14 protein-coding genes are annotated in these 15047 nt (G+C 69.6%); 8 read left to right on the top strand and 6 right to left on the bottom strand.

Annotated features, from left to right (window positions below):
- Window positions 1-880: aspartyl/asparaginyl beta-hydroxylase domain-containing protein (locus ACTHK2_RS01420; protein WP_440243891.1), on the bottom strand; the 880-nt coding region annotated here is incomplete at its 3' end.
- Between the two features lie 298 nt (window positions 881-1178).
- Window positions 1179-2540 (bottom strand): tryptophan--tRNA ligase, encoded by a 1362-nt coding sequence (locus tag ACTHK2_RS01415; protein WP_440243890.1) that lies wholly within the window; start codon window positions 2538-2540, stop codon window positions 1179-1181.
- Between the two features lie 282 nt (window positions 2541-2822).
- On the opposite strand from ACTHK2_RS01415, the gene ACTHK2_RS01410 reads away from it, so the two are divergent.
- From ACTHK2_RS01410 to ACTHK2_RS01380, 7 genes are all read left to right on the top strand, one after another.
- Window positions 2823-3665, top strand: coding sequence for a hypothetical protein (locus tag ACTHK2_RS01410; protein ID WP_440243888.1), 843 nt, complete (start codon window positions 2823-2825; stop codon window positions 3663-3665).
- Window positions 3666-3893: 228 nt separating this feature from the next.
- Window positions 3894-6107 (top strand): TonB-dependent receptor family protein, encoded by a 2214-nt coding sequence (locus tag ACTHK2_RS01405; RefSeq protein ID WP_440243887.1) that lies wholly within the window; start codon window positions 3894-3896, stop codon window positions 6105-6107.
- 191 nt (window positions 6108-6298) lie between these two features.
- On the top strand, window positions 6299-7315 hold the full coding sequence (locus tag ACTHK2_RS01400; protein ID WP_440243886.1) for a sulfate ABC transporter substrate-binding protein: 1017 nt from the start codon (window positions 6299-6301) through the stop codon (window positions 7313-7315).
- Window positions 7316-7342: 27 nt separating this feature from the next.
- Window positions 7343-8179 carry a sulfate ABC transporter permease subunit CysT gene (gene cysT, locus ACTHK2_RS01395; RefSeq protein ID WP_440243884.1) on the top strand — a complete coding sequence of 279 codons (837 nt, stop codon included), beginning with the start codon at window positions 7343-7345 and terminating at the stop codon, window positions 8177-8179.
- Window positions 8176-9030 carry a sulfate ABC transporter permease subunit CysW gene (gene cysW / locus ACTHK2_RS01390; RefSeq protein WP_440243883.1) on the top strand — a complete coding sequence of 285 codons (855 nt, stop codon included), beginning with the start codon at window positions 8176-8178 and terminating at the stop codon, window positions 9028-9030. Before cysT ends, cysW begins: the two co-directional genes overlap by 4 nt.
- Window positions 9027-10106, top strand: a complete 1080-nt coding sequence (locus ACTHK2_RS01385; RefSeq protein ID WP_440243882.1) for a sulfate/molybdate ABC transporter ATP-binding protein — start codon at window positions 9027-9029, stop codon at window positions 10104-10106. The genes cysW and ACTHK2_RS01385 overlap by 4 nt, the downstream gene beginning before the upstream one ends.
- Before the next feature lie 157 nt (window positions 10107-10263).
- Complete coding sequence (locus ACTHK2_RS01380) at window positions 10264-11625, top strand: M12 family metallo-peptidase (RefSeq protein ID WP_440243881.1); 1362 nt, start codon at window positions 10264-10266, stop codon at window positions 11623-11625.
- Window positions 11626-11646: 21 nt separating this feature from the next.
- On the opposite strand, the gene ACTHK2_RS01375 is transcribed toward ACTHK2_RS01380, so the two are convergent.
- The 3 genes from ACTHK2_RS01375 to ACTHK2_RS01365 form a co-directional block, all read right to left on the bottom strand.
- Entirely contained in the window at window positions 11647-12237 is a 591-nt protein-coding gene (locus ACTHK2_RS01375) for an Hpt domain-containing protein (RefSeq protein ID WP_440243880.1), read from the bottom strand.
- Window positions 12238-12333: 96 nt separating this feature from the next.
- The gene (gene rocF / locus ACTHK2_RS01370; protein WP_440243879.1) at window positions 12334-13254 is read right to left on the bottom strand and encodes an arginase; all 921 of its coding nucleotides are present in this window, start codon (window positions 13252-13254) and stop codon (window positions 12334-12336) included.
- Between the two features lie 115 nt (window positions 13255-13369).
- On the bottom strand, window positions 13370-13714 hold the full coding sequence (locus ACTHK2_RS01365) for a hypothetical protein (protein ID WP_440243877.1): 345 nt from the start codon (window positions 13712-13714) through the stop codon (window positions 13370-13372).
- A gap of 161 nt (window positions 13715-13875) precedes the next feature.
- Between ACTHK2_RS01365 and ACTHK2_RS01360 the strand changes: the two genes are divergently transcribed.
- On the top strand, window positions 13876-14466 hold the full coding sequence (locus tag ACTHK2_RS01360; protein WP_440243876.1) for a DUF937 domain-containing protein: 591 nt from the start codon (window positions 13876-13878) through the stop codon (window positions 14464-14466).
- Window positions 14467-14739: 273 nt separating this feature from the next.
- Here ACTHK2_RS01360 and ACTHK2_RS01355 read toward each other — a convergent pair whose 3' ends face one another.
- Window positions 14740-14886 (bottom strand): hypothetical protein, encoded by a 147-nt coding sequence (locus ACTHK2_RS01355; RefSeq protein ID WP_440243875.1) that lies wholly within the window; start codon window positions 14884-14886, stop codon window positions 14740-14742.
- Window positions 14887-15047 lie beyond the last annotated feature (161 nt).

Raw genomic sequence — 15047 nt, 5'->3', positions numbered from 1 at the left:
CGAGAGTGATGCGCGTGAGCTTGTACAGGCGCGGCGTCGCACGCTTGAAGCGCTTGCGCAGCACGCCGGCTTCGTGGGCGAGGCCATACAGGCGATTGATCGCGCCGACGCGTTCGCCGCCGACGTTCTGCGTCGCGGTGGCCTGGCCGAGCACGCGGCCGACGACGCGGTTGATGCCACGCAGGATCGGCGTGCGCAGCGGGCGCTCGACGTCGCAGAACAGGATCAGGCGCGTCTGGTCGGTGCGGTTCTCGGCCCAGTGCACGTAGGTCTCGTCGAACACGACATCCTCGCCGTCGCGCCACGAGTACTCCTCGCCGTCGACGAAGATGCGGCACGCGTCCGAGTTCGGCGTGACGAGGCCGAGGTGGTAGCGCAGCGATCCGGCGAACGGGTCGCGGTGCGGATTGAGCTTCGCGCCCGGCGGCAGCAGCGCGAACATCGCCGCCTTCACCTCGGGGATGGTTTCCAGCAACGCGACCGTGTTGGGGCAGAGCGCGTGCGCGGACGGCAGCGGTTCGCCGTACCACTTGAGATAGAAACGCTTCCAGCCTTCCTTGAAGAACGACGAGAAGCTCGCGTCGTTGTGCTTCTCGGCGGAGCGGATATAGCCCTCGTCGAACAGGTGCAGCGCCTCCTCGCGGATGCCCTGCCAGCCGTCACGCAGCGCATCGAGGTGGGCGAACGCGGCGCGATCGAGGTAGGGCCGCGCGGGCGTCGCCGAGAACGCGTACATCAGCACGTTGTACGGCGCGAAGATGCCGGAGTGGTCGACGAGCTGGCGCTTGAACGAAAGGCGCTCGCGCCCGCGCCAGTGCACGTCGAGCACGCTGGCGAGGTAAAGCACGGCGACGATGGCGAGGACGAGGCGGAAGGACACGGACGCGTGGGTTCGGGATACGGGTCGCTCAGGATACGCCGTGCGGGGGGCGCGGCCTATCGACCGAGGTCATGTGGGGCCGGATGGTGGTTTGTCGAGGGCCGAGGCTGAGGGCCGGGGAGATCGCGGCTCGCTGCTTGCGCAAGCAAGCTGCTTCCGTGGGAGGGCCTTCATCGGTCGCGACGCCATTTGCGATCTGTCGATGGTCTCCCAAGGCTGCAGCGGCGAAGAGCGTCGCGGCGGAAGCCGCTGCTGCGGCGGCTCGCTTCACTGCAGCGTTCGCGCGGCTTGATCCGCCTCACTTCTTCGCGCGTTCCTTCGCGAGCTTGTCATCCTTCAACCGCGCCAGCGCGGCAAGGACGCGATCCGACTCGGGATGCATGGCTGCGATGACGTTCGCATCGTCGACGAGCGTGCGAGCGGCCCGGATGTCGTCGCCGGCATCGACGAGCCGGCTCATGTATTGGCCGGCATCGCGCGGTGAGACGAAGCCATTGCTTTCCAGCAGTACGGCGCCATCGGCATCGGTCAATTTGAAATGGAACCTGCCGTCGACCTCGCGATAACTCTTGAGCTGCGGCAAGGCACTGGCGGCCGACGTGGCCCGATCGCGCGGTGTCGCGCCGGACGGTTCGCCGTGCAACTCGTGCAAGGGCCGGATGCCGACTGCATTGCGCAGGCGGCGCAGCAGCGGCGTGCCGATCTCGCGCACCCGGTGCGCACCGTCGAGCAGCAGCCTCTCGATGCGCTCGGGCTCGGCGACGAGCGCCTCGTAACGCTCGCGCATCGGCGCGAGCTCGGCGTCGACGCGCTCGAACAGCGCCTGTTTCGCTTCGCCCCAGGCGATGCCGTCGGCGAACGCGCGGCGCATCGCCGCGGTTTCTTCCGCGCTCGCGAACGCCTGGTAGATCGCGAAGAGGTTCGACGTGTCCGGGTCCTTCGGCTCACCGGGCGCGCGCGAGTCGGTGACGATGCCGAGGATCGCCTTGCGCAGATCCTTCGCCTGCAGCCAGAGCGGGATCGTGTTGTCGTAGCTCTTGGACATCTTGCGCCCGTCGGTACCGGGCAGGGTCGCGACGTTCTCCTCGATGCGCGCTTCGGGCAGGGTGAACCAATCGCCGCCGTAGAGATGGTTGAAGCGCTGGCCGATGTCGCGCGCCATCTCGATGTGCTGGATCTGGTCGCGGCCGACCGGCACTTCGTGCGCGTTGAAGATGAGGATATCCGCGGCCATCAGCACCGGGTACATGTAGAGGCCCGCGGTGATGCCCGCGTCGGCGTCTTCTCCCGCCGCGGCGTTCTGGTCGACCGCGGCCTTGTACGCATGCGCGCGGTTGAGCAGGCCCTTCGCGGTCACGCAGGTGAGGAACCAGGTGAGCTCGGGGATCTCCGGGATGTCCGACTGCCGGTAGAAATGCACGGTATCGGGATCGAGCCCGCAGGCGAGCCAGCTCGCGGCGATCTCCAGCGTCGACTGCTGCACGCGCGCGGGATCGCCGGTCTTGATCAGCGCGTGGTAGTCGGCGAGGAAATAGAACGACTGCGCATCGGCGCGCCGGCTCGCGGCGATCGCAGGGCGAATCGCGCCGACGTAGTTGCCGAGGTGCGGCGTGCCGCTGGTCGTGATGCCGGTCAGGATCCGGCGCTTCTCGTGGTTCACACGGGTACAGGCGCTGCTGGGGGGCCGACGAGTTTACGGGAACTCCTGCCGTCCGGGCTCGATCGAGGGCCTGGAAGAGCGCGACGCCTGAAACACGGAGCACACGGAAGAGGCCCAGAGCCGAGGTATTTCCGGAGGCATTTCCCGCCGTGTGCTCCGTGTTTCAGGCTTTCCAGCTTTCGCCAGCAAAGACCGGCGTTCGCTCGCGCGCGGTCACGGGTTCAACCCCGGCAGGCGCCCCCGCGCGTTGGACCCCTCGCTGCCCCACCACGGAGATGCGTCATGCGTACCCTGCTTTGCGCCGCCCTGCTCGCTGCCGGCCTCGCCTCGACGGCCCATGCGGGCAACCAGCTCGACCTCGCCGTCGTCGACCGCGACACCGGCCAGACCCTGCCGACCTATGCCGACCGCGGCAAGCTCTACGTCGCCGGCACGCCCGGCCACCGCTATTCGGTGCGCCTGTCCAACCGCACCGGCGGGCGCGTGCTCGCCGTGCTCAGCGTCGATGGCGTCAACGCGGTCAGCGGCCAGACGGCCGATACGAGCCAGACCGGCTACGTGCTCGATGCCTGGAAGTCGACCGAGATCGCCGGCTGGCGCAAGAACCTCGACGAGATCGCCCAGTTCAATTTCACCGCGCTCCCCAACAGCTACGCCGCGCGCACCGGCCGGCCGAACAACGTCGGCGTGATCGGAGTCGCCGTGTTCACCGAGCGCACGCCGGTCTGGCGCGAGCGCGAACGGATCGCGAAGGAAGCCGCGCGCGATGCGGCGCCGCCCGCACCGCCGGCGCCCGCTGCCGAGATGGAACGCAGCGAACCCGCCACCGGCGCGGCGGCGCCGAGCCGCTCGCTCGCCCAGGCCAAGCCCGAAGCCCGGGCGAAGGCGGACAGCCTCGTGCGAAGCGAGCGCCTGGGCACCGGCCACGGTGCGCGCGAGTATGCCCACGTCGACGAAACCACGTTCGAACGCGCGTCGCGCACGCCGGCCGAAACGCTCGCGGTCTGGTACGACAGCTACGCCAACCTCGTCGAGCAGGGCATCATCGCGCGCCCGGTCGCGCGCACCGAGCCGCAGCCGTTCCCCGGCGGGTTCGTGCCGGATCCGCCGCAGCGGCGTCGGTGATCCGAGTGGATCGGCGGCACGCGCCTGCGCGTGCCGCTCCCGGGGGCGCCAGCGGCGCTGCCAGCGGGAACCGGACGCACCCGTATGGGCGTCCCGACGGAGGCGAGGTCGCGCGAATCAGCCTGGAGGCGTAGGCCTACGGGCCGTACGCAATACAGCGCAAGCCTGTCATAAAGCGCGCTGCGCGCGTCCAAGGGGGGCGGCGCGACACTCTCCGAGGATGTTGCAATGAAGACGACCCAGATCGTGCCGGGCCTGCTCGCCCTGGCGATTGCCCAAGCACTGTTCGCGCCCGCGATCGCGCGCGCGGACGACGTCGCCCCAGCGGATGCCGCTGCCGACGCGCAGAGCAACACGACGGAACTCCCGAAGATCAACGTGCGCGAGCGTGGCCTGCACGACGACACGCGGCCGAAGCTGCAGCACATCATGCGCGAGGTCGACGGCCCGATCATCACGGTGACGAAGAAGACCTCGATCACCAAGCTCGACACCATCCCGACCGTCGTCGACAACAACAACCGCGCGCTGTTCGCGCAGACGCCGGGCATCTTCTACTCCGAGCAGCAGTCGCCCGGACAGATGAACCTCAGCTACCGCGGCATCGGCAATCCGCAGGAATCGGAGTTCGTCACCGTGATGCTCGACGGCATCCCGCTGATGTCCGACTGGATCGGCTATCCGACGATCTACACGTTCCCGCTGCCGCAGACGCTGTCCGAAGTGCAGCTGATCCGCGGCGGCAGCTCGCTGCTGTACGGACCCGAGCCGCCGCCGGTCGTGAACCTCATCAGCCGCAAGCCGGTCGCCGACCGCGAGCTCGCCGGCTACACCGAGAACGTCGCCGGCAGCAACGGCCTGTTCGCGACGTTCAACCAGCTGTCCGGCACCTCGGGCGCATGGGACTACCTCGTCGACGCGCACTACCGCACGAGCGACGGCGAGCGCGACAACGGTGACTCCGACCTGCGTGGTGGCGACCTGCACCTCGGTTACCGGCCGGACGATGCGGCGTACTACACGTTCGACTTCCACGCCTACAGCCTCGAGACGGGCGACCCGGGCAAGCTCTCCTATCCGCAGTTCGCCGCGGATGCGGAAACGGTGACGACGCCGCACAACGAACTGTGGACCGACCGCTACGTCGCGATCCTCGGTCATGACCGCAAGTTCGACGCGGATACAGAACTCGTCGCCAAGCTCTGGTACGGCTACCAGGACAACGCGTCGCGTTCGCAGGACCGTCCGCCGCCGGACTCCCCCGTGCCGACGACGTCGACACTGCAGGACGACCAATTCCGCTTCGGTGGCCTCGACGCGCGCGTCGTACACCATTGGGGCCGCGGCAACGCCTTCACGATCGGCACGACCTACTACCATTCGGACGCGCCGTTCCGACAGTGGACGATGCAGGGCCTGACGCCGGATCGCTACGATCGCGACGGCGTCCCGCGCCTGCGTCAGGAACGTTCGACCGACTACGGCGCGGTGTTCGCCGAAAACGTGTTCCGCTTCGCCGGCAACTGGCACTTCGTTCCGTCGGTGCGCCTCGAGCGCGAGAACGTCGACATCGACGAGACGGTCAAGCCGTCGAACCTCACGCGCGACCTCGTCAACCGCAGCGTCGACCACACCGTGCCGCTGTTCGGCCTCGGCATCGGCAACGATTTCGGCCGTGGCAACGAGACATACTTCAACGTCTCGCAAGGCTGGCGCCCGGTACGCTACTTCGACATCGGTTCGCCGTTCGGCAACTTGGCCGCGGGTTCGATCAACGATCCCGACCCGACCCATGTGCTGTCGTGGGAAGCGGGCGTGCACGGCACGCCGGTCGACGGGCTGTTCTACGACGCGAGCCTGTTCTGGGTGAACGTGAAGGACCGCATCGAGAGCCAGCCGGCCGGCCCCGACGCGCCGCCGAACAACACGATCAACGTGAACACCGGCGACACGCGCCATCGCGGCTTCGAAGGGCAGATCGACTACGACTTCCTCGCCGCTCGCGATCCGAAGACGACGCAGCACCTGTCGGTGTTCGCGAACCTGAGCCTGCTCAACGCCGAGTTCACCTCGACGCGCAATCCCGCCAACCTCGGCAACCGCCCCGCGTTCTCGCCGAAGTACCTCGCGCGCGTCGGTCTGTCGTGGCGCGAAGACAAGCATTACAAGCTCGCGCTGTCGGCGGTTTCGGTCGCCAGCCAGTACTTCCAGGACTCGAACCTGCCGGCCGGCACGGCCGGAGCGGCCAATTACATCCCGGCCAAGGTGCCTTCCTACACGGTGGCCGACTTCTCCGCCGACTGGTGGGTGCTGCCGCAGCTGCGCCTGCTCGGCGGCGTGTCGAACATCGCCGACCGCAAGTACTACTCGCGCGTGTTCTCCAATGGCCTCGAGCCCGGTATCGGCCGCACGTTCTACGCGGGCGCCTCGTACGAGTTCTGATCGCTCCAGCCTTCCTGGCGAACGGCTGCCATCCCATGGGATGGCAGCCTTTTTTTTGGGGTCTGCAGCTCCGCCGCGCCAGCGGCCAGCTGGCCTGCATATCCGCATGCCGATTCGTCATGCGCGCCCTAACGCCTCGCTAACGAATTCGCTGCCAGACTGGTTCCCTCGAACTTCGACTGGGGAACACGATGCGACGCTGGTCCGTCAGCCTGCTCGCCGCCGCGTTCGCGGCCGGCGCCTTCGGCCACGCCGGCGCCGCTCGCGCCGACGCGAGCCTGCTCAACGTCTCCTACGACCCGACGCGCGAGCTCTACCGCGACGTCAATGCCGCGTTCGCCGCCGACTGGAAACACCGCACCGGCGAGACCGTCACGATCAAGCAGTCGCACGGCGGCTCGGGCAAGCAGAGTCGCAGCGTCATCGACGGCCTCGAGGCCGACGTCGTCACGCTCGCGCTCGCCTGGGACATCGACGCGCTCGCCGCGCACGGCGGCCTCGTGCCGGCCGACTGGCACAAGCGCCTGCCCGACAACAGCGCGCCCTACACTTCGACGATCGTATTCCTCGTGCGCAAGGGCAACCCGAAGGGCATCAGGGACTGGGACGATCTCGTCAAGCCCGGCATCGGCGTGATCACGCCGAACCCGAAGACCAGCGGCGGCGCGCGCTGGAACTATCTCGCCGCGTGGGGCTACGCGGCGAAGAAACTCGGAGGCGACGCGGCGGCGAAGGACTTCGTCGGCAAGCTGTTCAGGAACGTGCCCGTGCTCGACACCGGCGCACGCGGCGCGACCACGACCTTCGTCGAACGCGGCCAGGGCGACGTGCTGCTCGCGTGGGAGAACGAAGCGTTGCTCGCGCTCGCCGAAGGCGGCGGCAGGGACCGCTTCGAAATCGTCGTGCCGAGCGTGAGCATCCTCGCCGAACCGCCGGTCGCGGTGGTCGACAAGGTGGTCGACAAGCACGGCACGCGCAAGCTCGCCGAGGCGTACCTCCAATTCCTCTACACGCCGGCCGGCCAGGAGATCGCCGCGAAGCACGGCTACCGCCCGCGCGACGCCGCGGTCGCGGCGAAGTTCGTCGCGAAATTCCCGAGCGTGCCGATGTTCACCGTCGACGAAGCGTTCGGCGGCTGGCAGAAGGCGCAGGCAGCGCACTTCGCCGACGGCGGCACGTTCGACCAGATCTACACGCCCGGCCGCTAGGCCGCGCGTCCGGACAGGGGACCACCGATGCGCGCAAAGCATCGCCACGCACTGCCCGGCTTCGGCCTCACGCTCGGCGTCTGCCTCGCCTACCTCGGCCTGATCGTGCTGTTGCCGCTCGCCGCACTCGCATGGAAATCCGCATCCCTCGGTGCGGCCGAGTTCTGGGCGATCGCGAGCGCGCCGCGCGCGATCGCAGCCTATCGCGTCACGTTCGGTTGCGCGGCGCTCGCGGGCCTCGTCAACCTCGTGTTCGGGCCGCTGCTCGCGTGGGCGCTCGTGCGCTATCGCTTTCCCGGCCGCGCGTTCGTCGACGCACTCATCGACCTGCCGTTCGCGCTGCCGACCGCGGTCGCCGGCATCACGCTGACGGCGCTGTACGCATCGAACGGGCCGCTCGGGCGCGTGCTCGAGGCGCACGGCTGGAAGATCGCCTACACCCCGAGCGGAATCACCGTTGCGCTCGTCTTCGTGAGCCTGCCGTTCCTCGTGCGCAGCGTGCAGCCCGTGCTCGAGCACCTCGAGCCGGATATCGAGGAGGCCGCGGCGACGCTCGGCGCCGGCCGCCTCACGACCCTGCGGCGGGTCGTGCTGCCGATCCTGTGGCCGGCGATCCTGTCCGGCTTCGCCCTCGCGTTCGCGCGCGCGCTCGGCGAATACGGCTCGGTCATCTTCATCGCCGGCAACATGCCGATGGTGTCGGAGATCGCGCCGTTGCTGATCACCGCCAAGCTCGACCAGTACGACTACGCCGGCGCGACCGCGATCGCGCTCGTACTGCTCGCGGGCTCGTTCGCGACCCTGCTCGCGTTGAACCTGCTCCAGCTCGTCACGGTGCGGCGCCGCTCGGCGGGGGCCACATGAGCACGCGCCCCGCATCGAACGCGCTGCGCGACCCGTGGTGGCTGCGCCTGCCCCTGCTCCTGCTCGCGCTCGCGTTCGTCGCCCTGTTCCTCGTGCTGCCGCTCCTGGCCGTGTTCGGCTACGCGTTCGAGAAGGGCGTCGATTTCTATTTCACGAGCCTCGCCGACGAGGACGCGCGCGCGGCGATCCGCCTGACCCTGCTCGTGGCCGCGATCGCAGTGCCGGCGAACACGCTGTTCGGCATCGCCGCGGCGTGGCTCATCACGCGCTTCTCGTTCCGCGGCCGCGGCCTCCTGCTCAGCCTCATCGACCTGCCGTTCGCGGTGTCGCCGGTCATCGCCGGCCTCATCTACGTGCTGCTGTTCGGCGCACAGGGGCTGTTCGCGCCCTGGCTCGCGGCGCACGACGTCAAGATCATCTTCGCCGTGCCGGGCATCGTGCTCGCGACGATCTTCGTCACCTTCCCGTTCGTCGCGCGCGAACTGATTCCGCTGATGCAGGCGCAGGGCAGCGAACAGGAACAGGCCGCGATCACCCTCGGCGCGGGCGGCTTCGCGATGTTCTGGCGCGTGGTGCTGCCGAAGATCGGCTGGGGCCTCGCCTACGGCGTGATCCTGTGCAATGCGCGCGCGATCGGCGAGTTCGGCGCGGTGTCGGTCGTGTCCGGCCACATCCGCGGCCTCACCAACACGATGCCGCTGCACGTCGAGATCCTCTACAACGAATACCAGCGCACGGCCGCGTTCGCCGTCGCGTCGCTGCTCGCGCTGCTCGCGCTGGCGACGCGCGTCCTCAAGCAGCTCGTCGGCTGGCGCATGCGCCGCGCGACGCAGGCCGATACCCCCGCATGAGCATCGAACTGTCCGCCATCGAGTACCGCTACCGTGACGCGATCGCGCTCGCCGGCATCGACCTCGCGATCGATTCGGGCGAGCTGCTCGCGCTGCTCGGCCCCTCCGGCTGCGGCAAGACCACCCTGCTCCGCACGATCGCGGGCCTCGAATTCCCCGACCGCGGCCGCGTGCGCTTCGAAGGGCGCGACGTGACCGCGCAGAGCGCGCGCAAGCGCCACGTCGGCTTCGTGTTCCAGCACTACGCGCTGTTCAACCACCTCACCGTGTTCGAGAACGTCGCCTTCGGCCTGCGCGTGCGCGGCTGGTTCCGGCGCCCGCGCCGCTCCGAACTCGAGCGCAAGGTCGCCGGACTGCTCGACCTCGTGCAGCTTCGCGAGTTCGCGCGCCGCTATCCGGCGCAGCTCTCCGGCGGCCAGCGCCAACGCGTCGCGCTCGCGCGCGCGCTCGCGGTGGAGCCGCAGATCCTCCTGCTCGACGAGCCGTTCGGCGCGCTAGACGCGCGCGTGCGCGCGGACCTGCGCCGCTGGTTGCGCGACCTGCACGACCGCATCCACGTGACGAGCGTGTTCGTCACGCATGACCAGGAGGAAGCGTTCGAGCTCGCCGACCGCATCGCGGTGATGAACAAGGGCCGCATCGAGCAGATCGGAAGTCCCGAAACGCTCTACACGAACCCGGCGAGTCCGTTCGTGTGCCGTTTCCTCGGCGAGGTCAATGAACTGCCGGCGGCGGTCCATGGGCGCTGGACCGGCATCGAGGACGATCGCGTCGTTGCGTTCGTGCGCCCGCACGATCTCGACCTCGTTCCAGCCGAACGCGGCGACGGCGCGCGCGTCGACAGCGTGCGCGATCTCGGCGCGACCGTACGCATCGAGGCGGTCGATCCGCGTCTCGCGCGCCCGCTGGTCGCGCTCCACGATCGCGCGCGCTACGAGGCGAGGCCGCTCGAGCGCGGCCGGCTCGTCGTGCCGTCGGCGCGGCGGCAGGCCCTGTTCCGCGGCGACGAGCCGCTCGCCGACGCGGGCGAGCCCGTCGGCCATGCGCTGCGCGACCTGCTGCTCGCGCAACGCTGATCGCGCTCTCTCTGACGCGCGATCCGGCAGCGGACCGGGCATGCGCTCGTGCCGTTGAAGCCGACGCTGAATGCCCGCCCGCGCAGATCGCGCCGGTCCGGCGCAGCCGGCGCGGCAGGCCTAGAATGGGTGCCGATCGCCGAACGGAGGAATGGCCATGCGCCGACTGCTCGCCCTCATCCTCGTCGCCGCGTGCACGCACGCAGCCGCCGCACCGCGCGAACGTGCACTGCTGGCGACGCGCATCGACGCGCTCGCCGCCTTGCGCACCGGCGACAGCCTCGCGATCGACGACTTTCCGGACGGCTACGGCGGGCGCACGAGCCTCTACTTCACGCGCATCGACGTCTACGCCGCGGGTGCGCGCCTCATCGCGCATGGACCCGACGGCGAACGCGAGCTGCCGCGCAGCGCACGCATCGAATTGATCGGGCGCGATGCGGGCGGCGATGTGCGCGCGCAGCTCGCCTTCGATCCGGGCTTTCGCCATGTCGCCGGCGCGGGTGCGGGCCCGTCCGGCGCATTCGCCGTGTCGGCGCGCACCGACGCGAGCGGGACGTACCTGGTCGTGCAACCGGCCGACGAAGCATTGCCCAAGGGGATCGTGCCGGAGGTACTGCCCGACGACGGCAGCGTCATGGGGGTCGGTACGCCGCCCGATCCGCTGCCGCTGTCGCTCGGCGGTGGCGGCGCCACGGCGACGCCGCGCGGCGCGCTGATCGCGGTCGACGTCGACCACGAACTGCTCGTCAACCGTTTCGGCGGCACCGGCGCCGGCAACGTCGCCGCTGCGACCGGCTGGATCGCCGACCTCTTCGCGGTCATGAACGTGATGTACGTGCGCGACCTCGCCGTGATGTTGCAACAGGGCACCACGATCTTCCGTACCGGCGCGACGCCGTACGCGATCTCGGCGGACGCGGCGGCGAGCAATGCCGACCTCAACAACTTCGGCAACTACTGGCAGGCCAACCATGCCGCGGTCGACCGCGACTTCACCATGCTGCTGTCGGGCCAGCATTCCCGCCCCGGCGACAACGGCCTGAGCTCGTCGGGCATCGCCTGGATCAATTCGTACTGCAACAAGAACGGCAACGGCGGCAGCTACAGCGTGACCAAGGTGTTCCCCAATGCGCAGGTGCCGGTCGACCTTTCCGCACGCGTCGTCGGCCATGAACTCGGCCACAACTTCGGCGCCGCGCATACGCATTGCACAAGTGCGGCGAACGGTGCGACCTGGCCGGTGTCGTCGAACACGATCGACGTCTGCTACAAGGGTGAGGCCGGTTCCGGCTGCTACGGCGGCGCGGTGAGCTGTCCGACCACGGGCCCGGGCCATCCGCTCGGCACGATCATGAGCTACTGCAACACGAGCGGTTCGAACGGTGCGAACTGCGGGCAGAACGCGCTCCAGTTCCATCCGACGCACGTCACCACCCTGCTCGGCTACATCGCGAGCCACACGCCGGCGTGCCTCAGCGCCACGTCCGACGTGATCTTCAGAAGCGGCTTCGACTGACGCGGGCGGCCGATCGCATCCTCACCGGGGCGCGGGCGACCGCTCGGCGCGGGTGCCGGCAGGCGTGTCACCACGCAGGTGTTGCGCGGTGTGCACGAGCGCCGACACGTCGGTGCGCGTGGCGCGCTCGCCGGTGAACTCGCCGAGCAGTGCCGGTAGGCTCGCGACCGCGCGCGCGACGGTATCGATGACCGCCGGTGCCGGCGCGACCGTGCCTTCGACGACCGCGAGCAGCAGCCGTTCGATCGCCGCGCAGAAATCGCCGATCGCCGTCGCGCCGACGAGGCGCGAGCTGCCCTTGAGCGTATGGAACGAACGGCGCAGCGGCACCGCGCGATCGAGGTCGGCCGGCACGCTGCGCCAGTGCGGCAGCGCGCGGCGCAGGTGACCGATTTCGCCGCGTGCTTCGGTGACGAACACCTCGCGCAATTCGTCGTCGACCTCCTCGACCGGCGCCGCCCGAGCCGCCTTGCGCAGCATCCTGCCGGCCCGCGGCGCCGCCTGCACGAACCCGGGCGCGGCCGGCGCCGCCGCGCGGCCACGCCGGACCAGCACGATGCCGGCAACCGCCAACACGAGCACGATCAGCGCTATCGCGTACGCAGCACCCATGCGGCCCCGATGTCATCTCCCCGTTCGATGGCGTCGTTCATACCGCGCGCGCGCGCCGCTGTCCATGCCGGCGTGGCGTTCGTACGCGTGCGCGACTCAGTCGCGCATCAGGGTCGACTTGCCGAACAGGCTCTCGACGAGATCGACCGCGAGCATCGCGGTCTGGTTGCGCACGTCGAGCGCGGGGTTGAGCTCCATGATGTCGAGCGAGCCGAGGCGGCCGCTGTCGGCGATCATCTCCATGCACAGCTGTGCTTCGCGGTAGTTCGGCCCACCCGGGATCGTCGTGCCGACGCCCGGCGCGATGCCGGGGTCGAGGAAATCGACGTCGAAACTCACGTGCAGGTGGTCGCGCGGCCCCAGGTTGAGCAGCGCCTCCTCCATCACGCGCTTCATGCCGACCTCGTCGATGTAGCGCATGTCGTAGATGTCGAGGCCGACGTCGCGCACGAGCTTCTTCTCGCCGGCGTCGACCGAACGGATGCCGATCTGGCGGATCTGCTCGGGCGACAGTGCCGGGGCGCTACCGCCGAGGCCGGTCAGGTCCTGCGGGCCGAAGCCGCACAGGCACGCGACCGGCATGCCGTGCACGTTGCCCGACGGCGTGATCGCGCTGGTGTTGAAGTCCGCATGCGCATCGAGCCAGAGCACGGTCAGGCGCTTGCCCTGATCGCGGCAATGACGTGCGACTGCGGTGATCGACCCGATCGCGAGACAATGGTCGCCGCCGAGCAGGATCGGCAGGCGCTCCTGCGCGAGTTCCGCCGCGACCGCCTGCATGACCGCGCGGTTCCAGGCGACGACTTCACCGAGATGGCGATAGCCGTCGGTCGGCGGCAGCCACGGATTGAACGGGCCGGCGACATTGCCGCGATCGACGACGTCGAGGCCGCGCGCGGACAGCGCGTCGGCAAGTCCGGCGACGCGCAGCGCCTCCGGCCCCATCGATGCACCGCGATGGCCGGCGCCGATGTCGGTGGGCGCGCCGATGAGGGAGATCGGTGGAAAAGTCTGCATGATGGCCTTGTGCGTTCTGGGCGCAGCCCGGGTCCTGGTTGGGCCCGGATTCTCGGCGAAAATCGCCGTCACGTCACGGAACGCGCCCGCCCGTCGGCAGCGCTGCGCTCCTGCGTCAGTCCGGCTCGCGCGTTGCAGCTGCCGCGAGTTCCTCGATCACCGCGCGCACCGCGGGCTCGAAATGCATCACGCGCGCGGCCGCCGCGAATCGCGGCGACGCGAGTTCGTCGCCGACGAGGCGATCCGCGGCGCAGGCGCACTCGCCGAGCCGCGCGTAGCCGTAGGCCGCTGCCGATCCGCACAGCCGGTGCACCTGCATCGACAACTCGCGCGCACGCTCGGGATCGTCCGGCGCGGCGACGAACGCGAGCCATGCGTCCGTGAGTTCGACGCGCTTGGCCGGGAACGAATGCTCGTAGCGCCGGCGCAGCAGTTCGAGGCGGTGATCCGTGTCGTTCATCGGCACCTGCGACAGCCGTCGGACGGGACTATAGTGCTCCCGTTCGGCACCGCCGGCTCGTGTCGGTGCGCACGCGTGACGAACTTTCACGCCCCGGCGACATGCACCCGACAGGTCGGCGTGCGACCCTGCGCATGCGAACCATCCCGAGGAGAGTTGCCATGAGCGATCTGACCCGACAGGTGCTGAGCCACCTCGATCCCGCGAGCATCGAGGCGATCGCGAACCGTCTCGGCATCGACCCGGCGCAGGCCGAAGTGGCGATCCAGCAGGCCATCCCGGTCGTCGTCGGCGGACTGGCGCGCAACGCGCAGACCGAAGCGGGCGCGGATGCGCTGCATCGCGCGGCCGAGGACCATGCCGGCGGCGACATCGGCGCGATCCTCGGCAGCGTGCTCGGCGGCGGTGGCGACGGCGGCGCGATCCTCGGCCACATCTTCGGCAACCGCCAGGGCCAGGCTGCGCAGAACATCGGCCAGGCGAGCGGCATCGGCAGCGCGAATGCGGGCGCCCTGCTGTCGATGCTCGCACCGATCGTGATGGCGGCGCTCGGCAACATGACCCGCCGCCAGGGCGGCGGCAGCGGCAGCCTCGGCGACATGCTCGGCCGCGAACTGCAGACGATCGGCCAGGGCCAGCACGGCGGCCTGCTCGGCTCGATCCTCGACCAGGACGGCGACGGCCAGCTCGGCCTTTCCGACCTGCTCAAGGTCGGCGCGCAGATGCTCGGCGGCGCCCGCGGGCGCGCCTGAACATTTCGAGCGAGCAGCCGAGCGGCCGTGGGAGCGGCTTCAGCCGCGAGGCTCCATTCGGCCGCCGCAGGGCGCGACCAGCGGCACGAAAAACGCCCGCGCATGGAAACCTCGCCACCGCGAGTCCCACCGGCTCCGCGTAGCGGTGCGGAAGAGCCTCGCGGCTGAAGCCGCTCCCACGAACGCGCAAGCAAAAGCAAAAGCAAACGCCGTCATTCCGGCGAAGTCGGAATCCGGCTCTTTGCGTGGACGCCGAAGACGCGGGGTCCCGGCTTACGCCGGGACGACGATGTGAGGCTCTTTCCGGCTCTGCTCTTCCCGCTCCTGCTCTTCCCGCTCCTGCTCTTCCCGCTCCTGCTCTTCCCGCTCCTGCTCTTCCCGCTCCTGCTCTTCGCGCTCCTGCTCTTGCTTGTGCTCCACCGGGGTCCCCTCGTGGCCGGCGGGCGGCGGCCGAAATGGCCCGAAGGGGGCGCGCGAGGGATCGCGCGCCGTGCGCCGTCAGCGCAGGATGTGCTGTCGGCGCACCCGGCCGACGCCCGCGGACCCGCGAGGCGCAGCGTCGTGGGCGGCGACGCGGGGTG

This window comes from Dokdonella sp. (genome assembly GCF_051958935.1).
GTDB lineage: Bacteria > Pseudomonadota > Gammaproteobacteria > Xanthomonadales > Rhodanobacteraceae > Dokdonella_A.
Note: the sequence above shows the minus strand (reverse complement) of the source record. Positions and strands in the feature narration are given on the sequence as shown.

Bases quoted from the DNA above. Each gene is read 5' to 3' on its own strand.
- rocF (WP_440243879.1), bottom strand. From the start codon at position 13,254: ATGCAGACTTTTCCACCGATCTCCCTCATCGGCGCGCCCACCGACATC.
- ACTHK2_RS01405 (WP_440243887.1), top strand. From the start codon at position 3,894: ATGAAGACGACCCAGATCGTGCCGGGCCTGCTCGCCCTGGCGATTGCC.
- cysW (WP_440243883.1), top strand. From the start codon at position 8,176: ATGAGCACGCGCCCCGCATCGAACGCGCTGCGCGACCCGTGGTGGCTG.
- ACTHK2_RS01380 (WP_440243881.1), top strand. From the start codon at position 10,264: ATGCGCCGACTGCTCGCCCTCATCCTCGTCGCCGCGTGCACGCACGCA.
- ACTHK2_RS01360 (WP_440243876.1), top strand. From the start codon at position 13,876: ATGAGCGATCTGACCCGACAGGTGCTGAGCCACCTCGATCCCGCGAGC.
- cysT (WP_440243884.1), top strand. From the start codon at position 7,343: ATGCGCGCAAAGCATCGCCACGCACTGCCCGGCTTCGGCCTCACGCTC.
- ACTHK2_RS01400 (WP_440243886.1), top strand. From the start codon at position 6,299: ATGCGACGCTGGTCCGTCAGCCTGCTCGCCGCCGCGTTCGCGGCCGGC.
- ACTHK2_RS01375 (WP_440243880.1), bottom strand. From the start codon at position 12,237: ATGGGTGCTGCGTACGCGATAGCGCTGATCGTGCTCGTGTTGGCGGTT.
- ACTHK2_RS01385 (WP_440243882.1), top strand. From the start codon at position 9,027: ATGAGCATCGAACTGTCCGCCATCGAGTACCGCTACCGTGACGCGATC.
- ACTHK2_RS01365 (WP_440243877.1), bottom strand. From the start codon at position 13,714: ATGAACGACACGGATCACCGCCTCGAACTGCTGCGCCGGCGCTACGAG.
- ACTHK2_RS01410 (WP_440243888.1), top strand. From the start codon at position 2,823: ATGCGTACCCTGCTTTGCGCCGCCCTGCTCGCTGCCGGCCTCGCCTCG.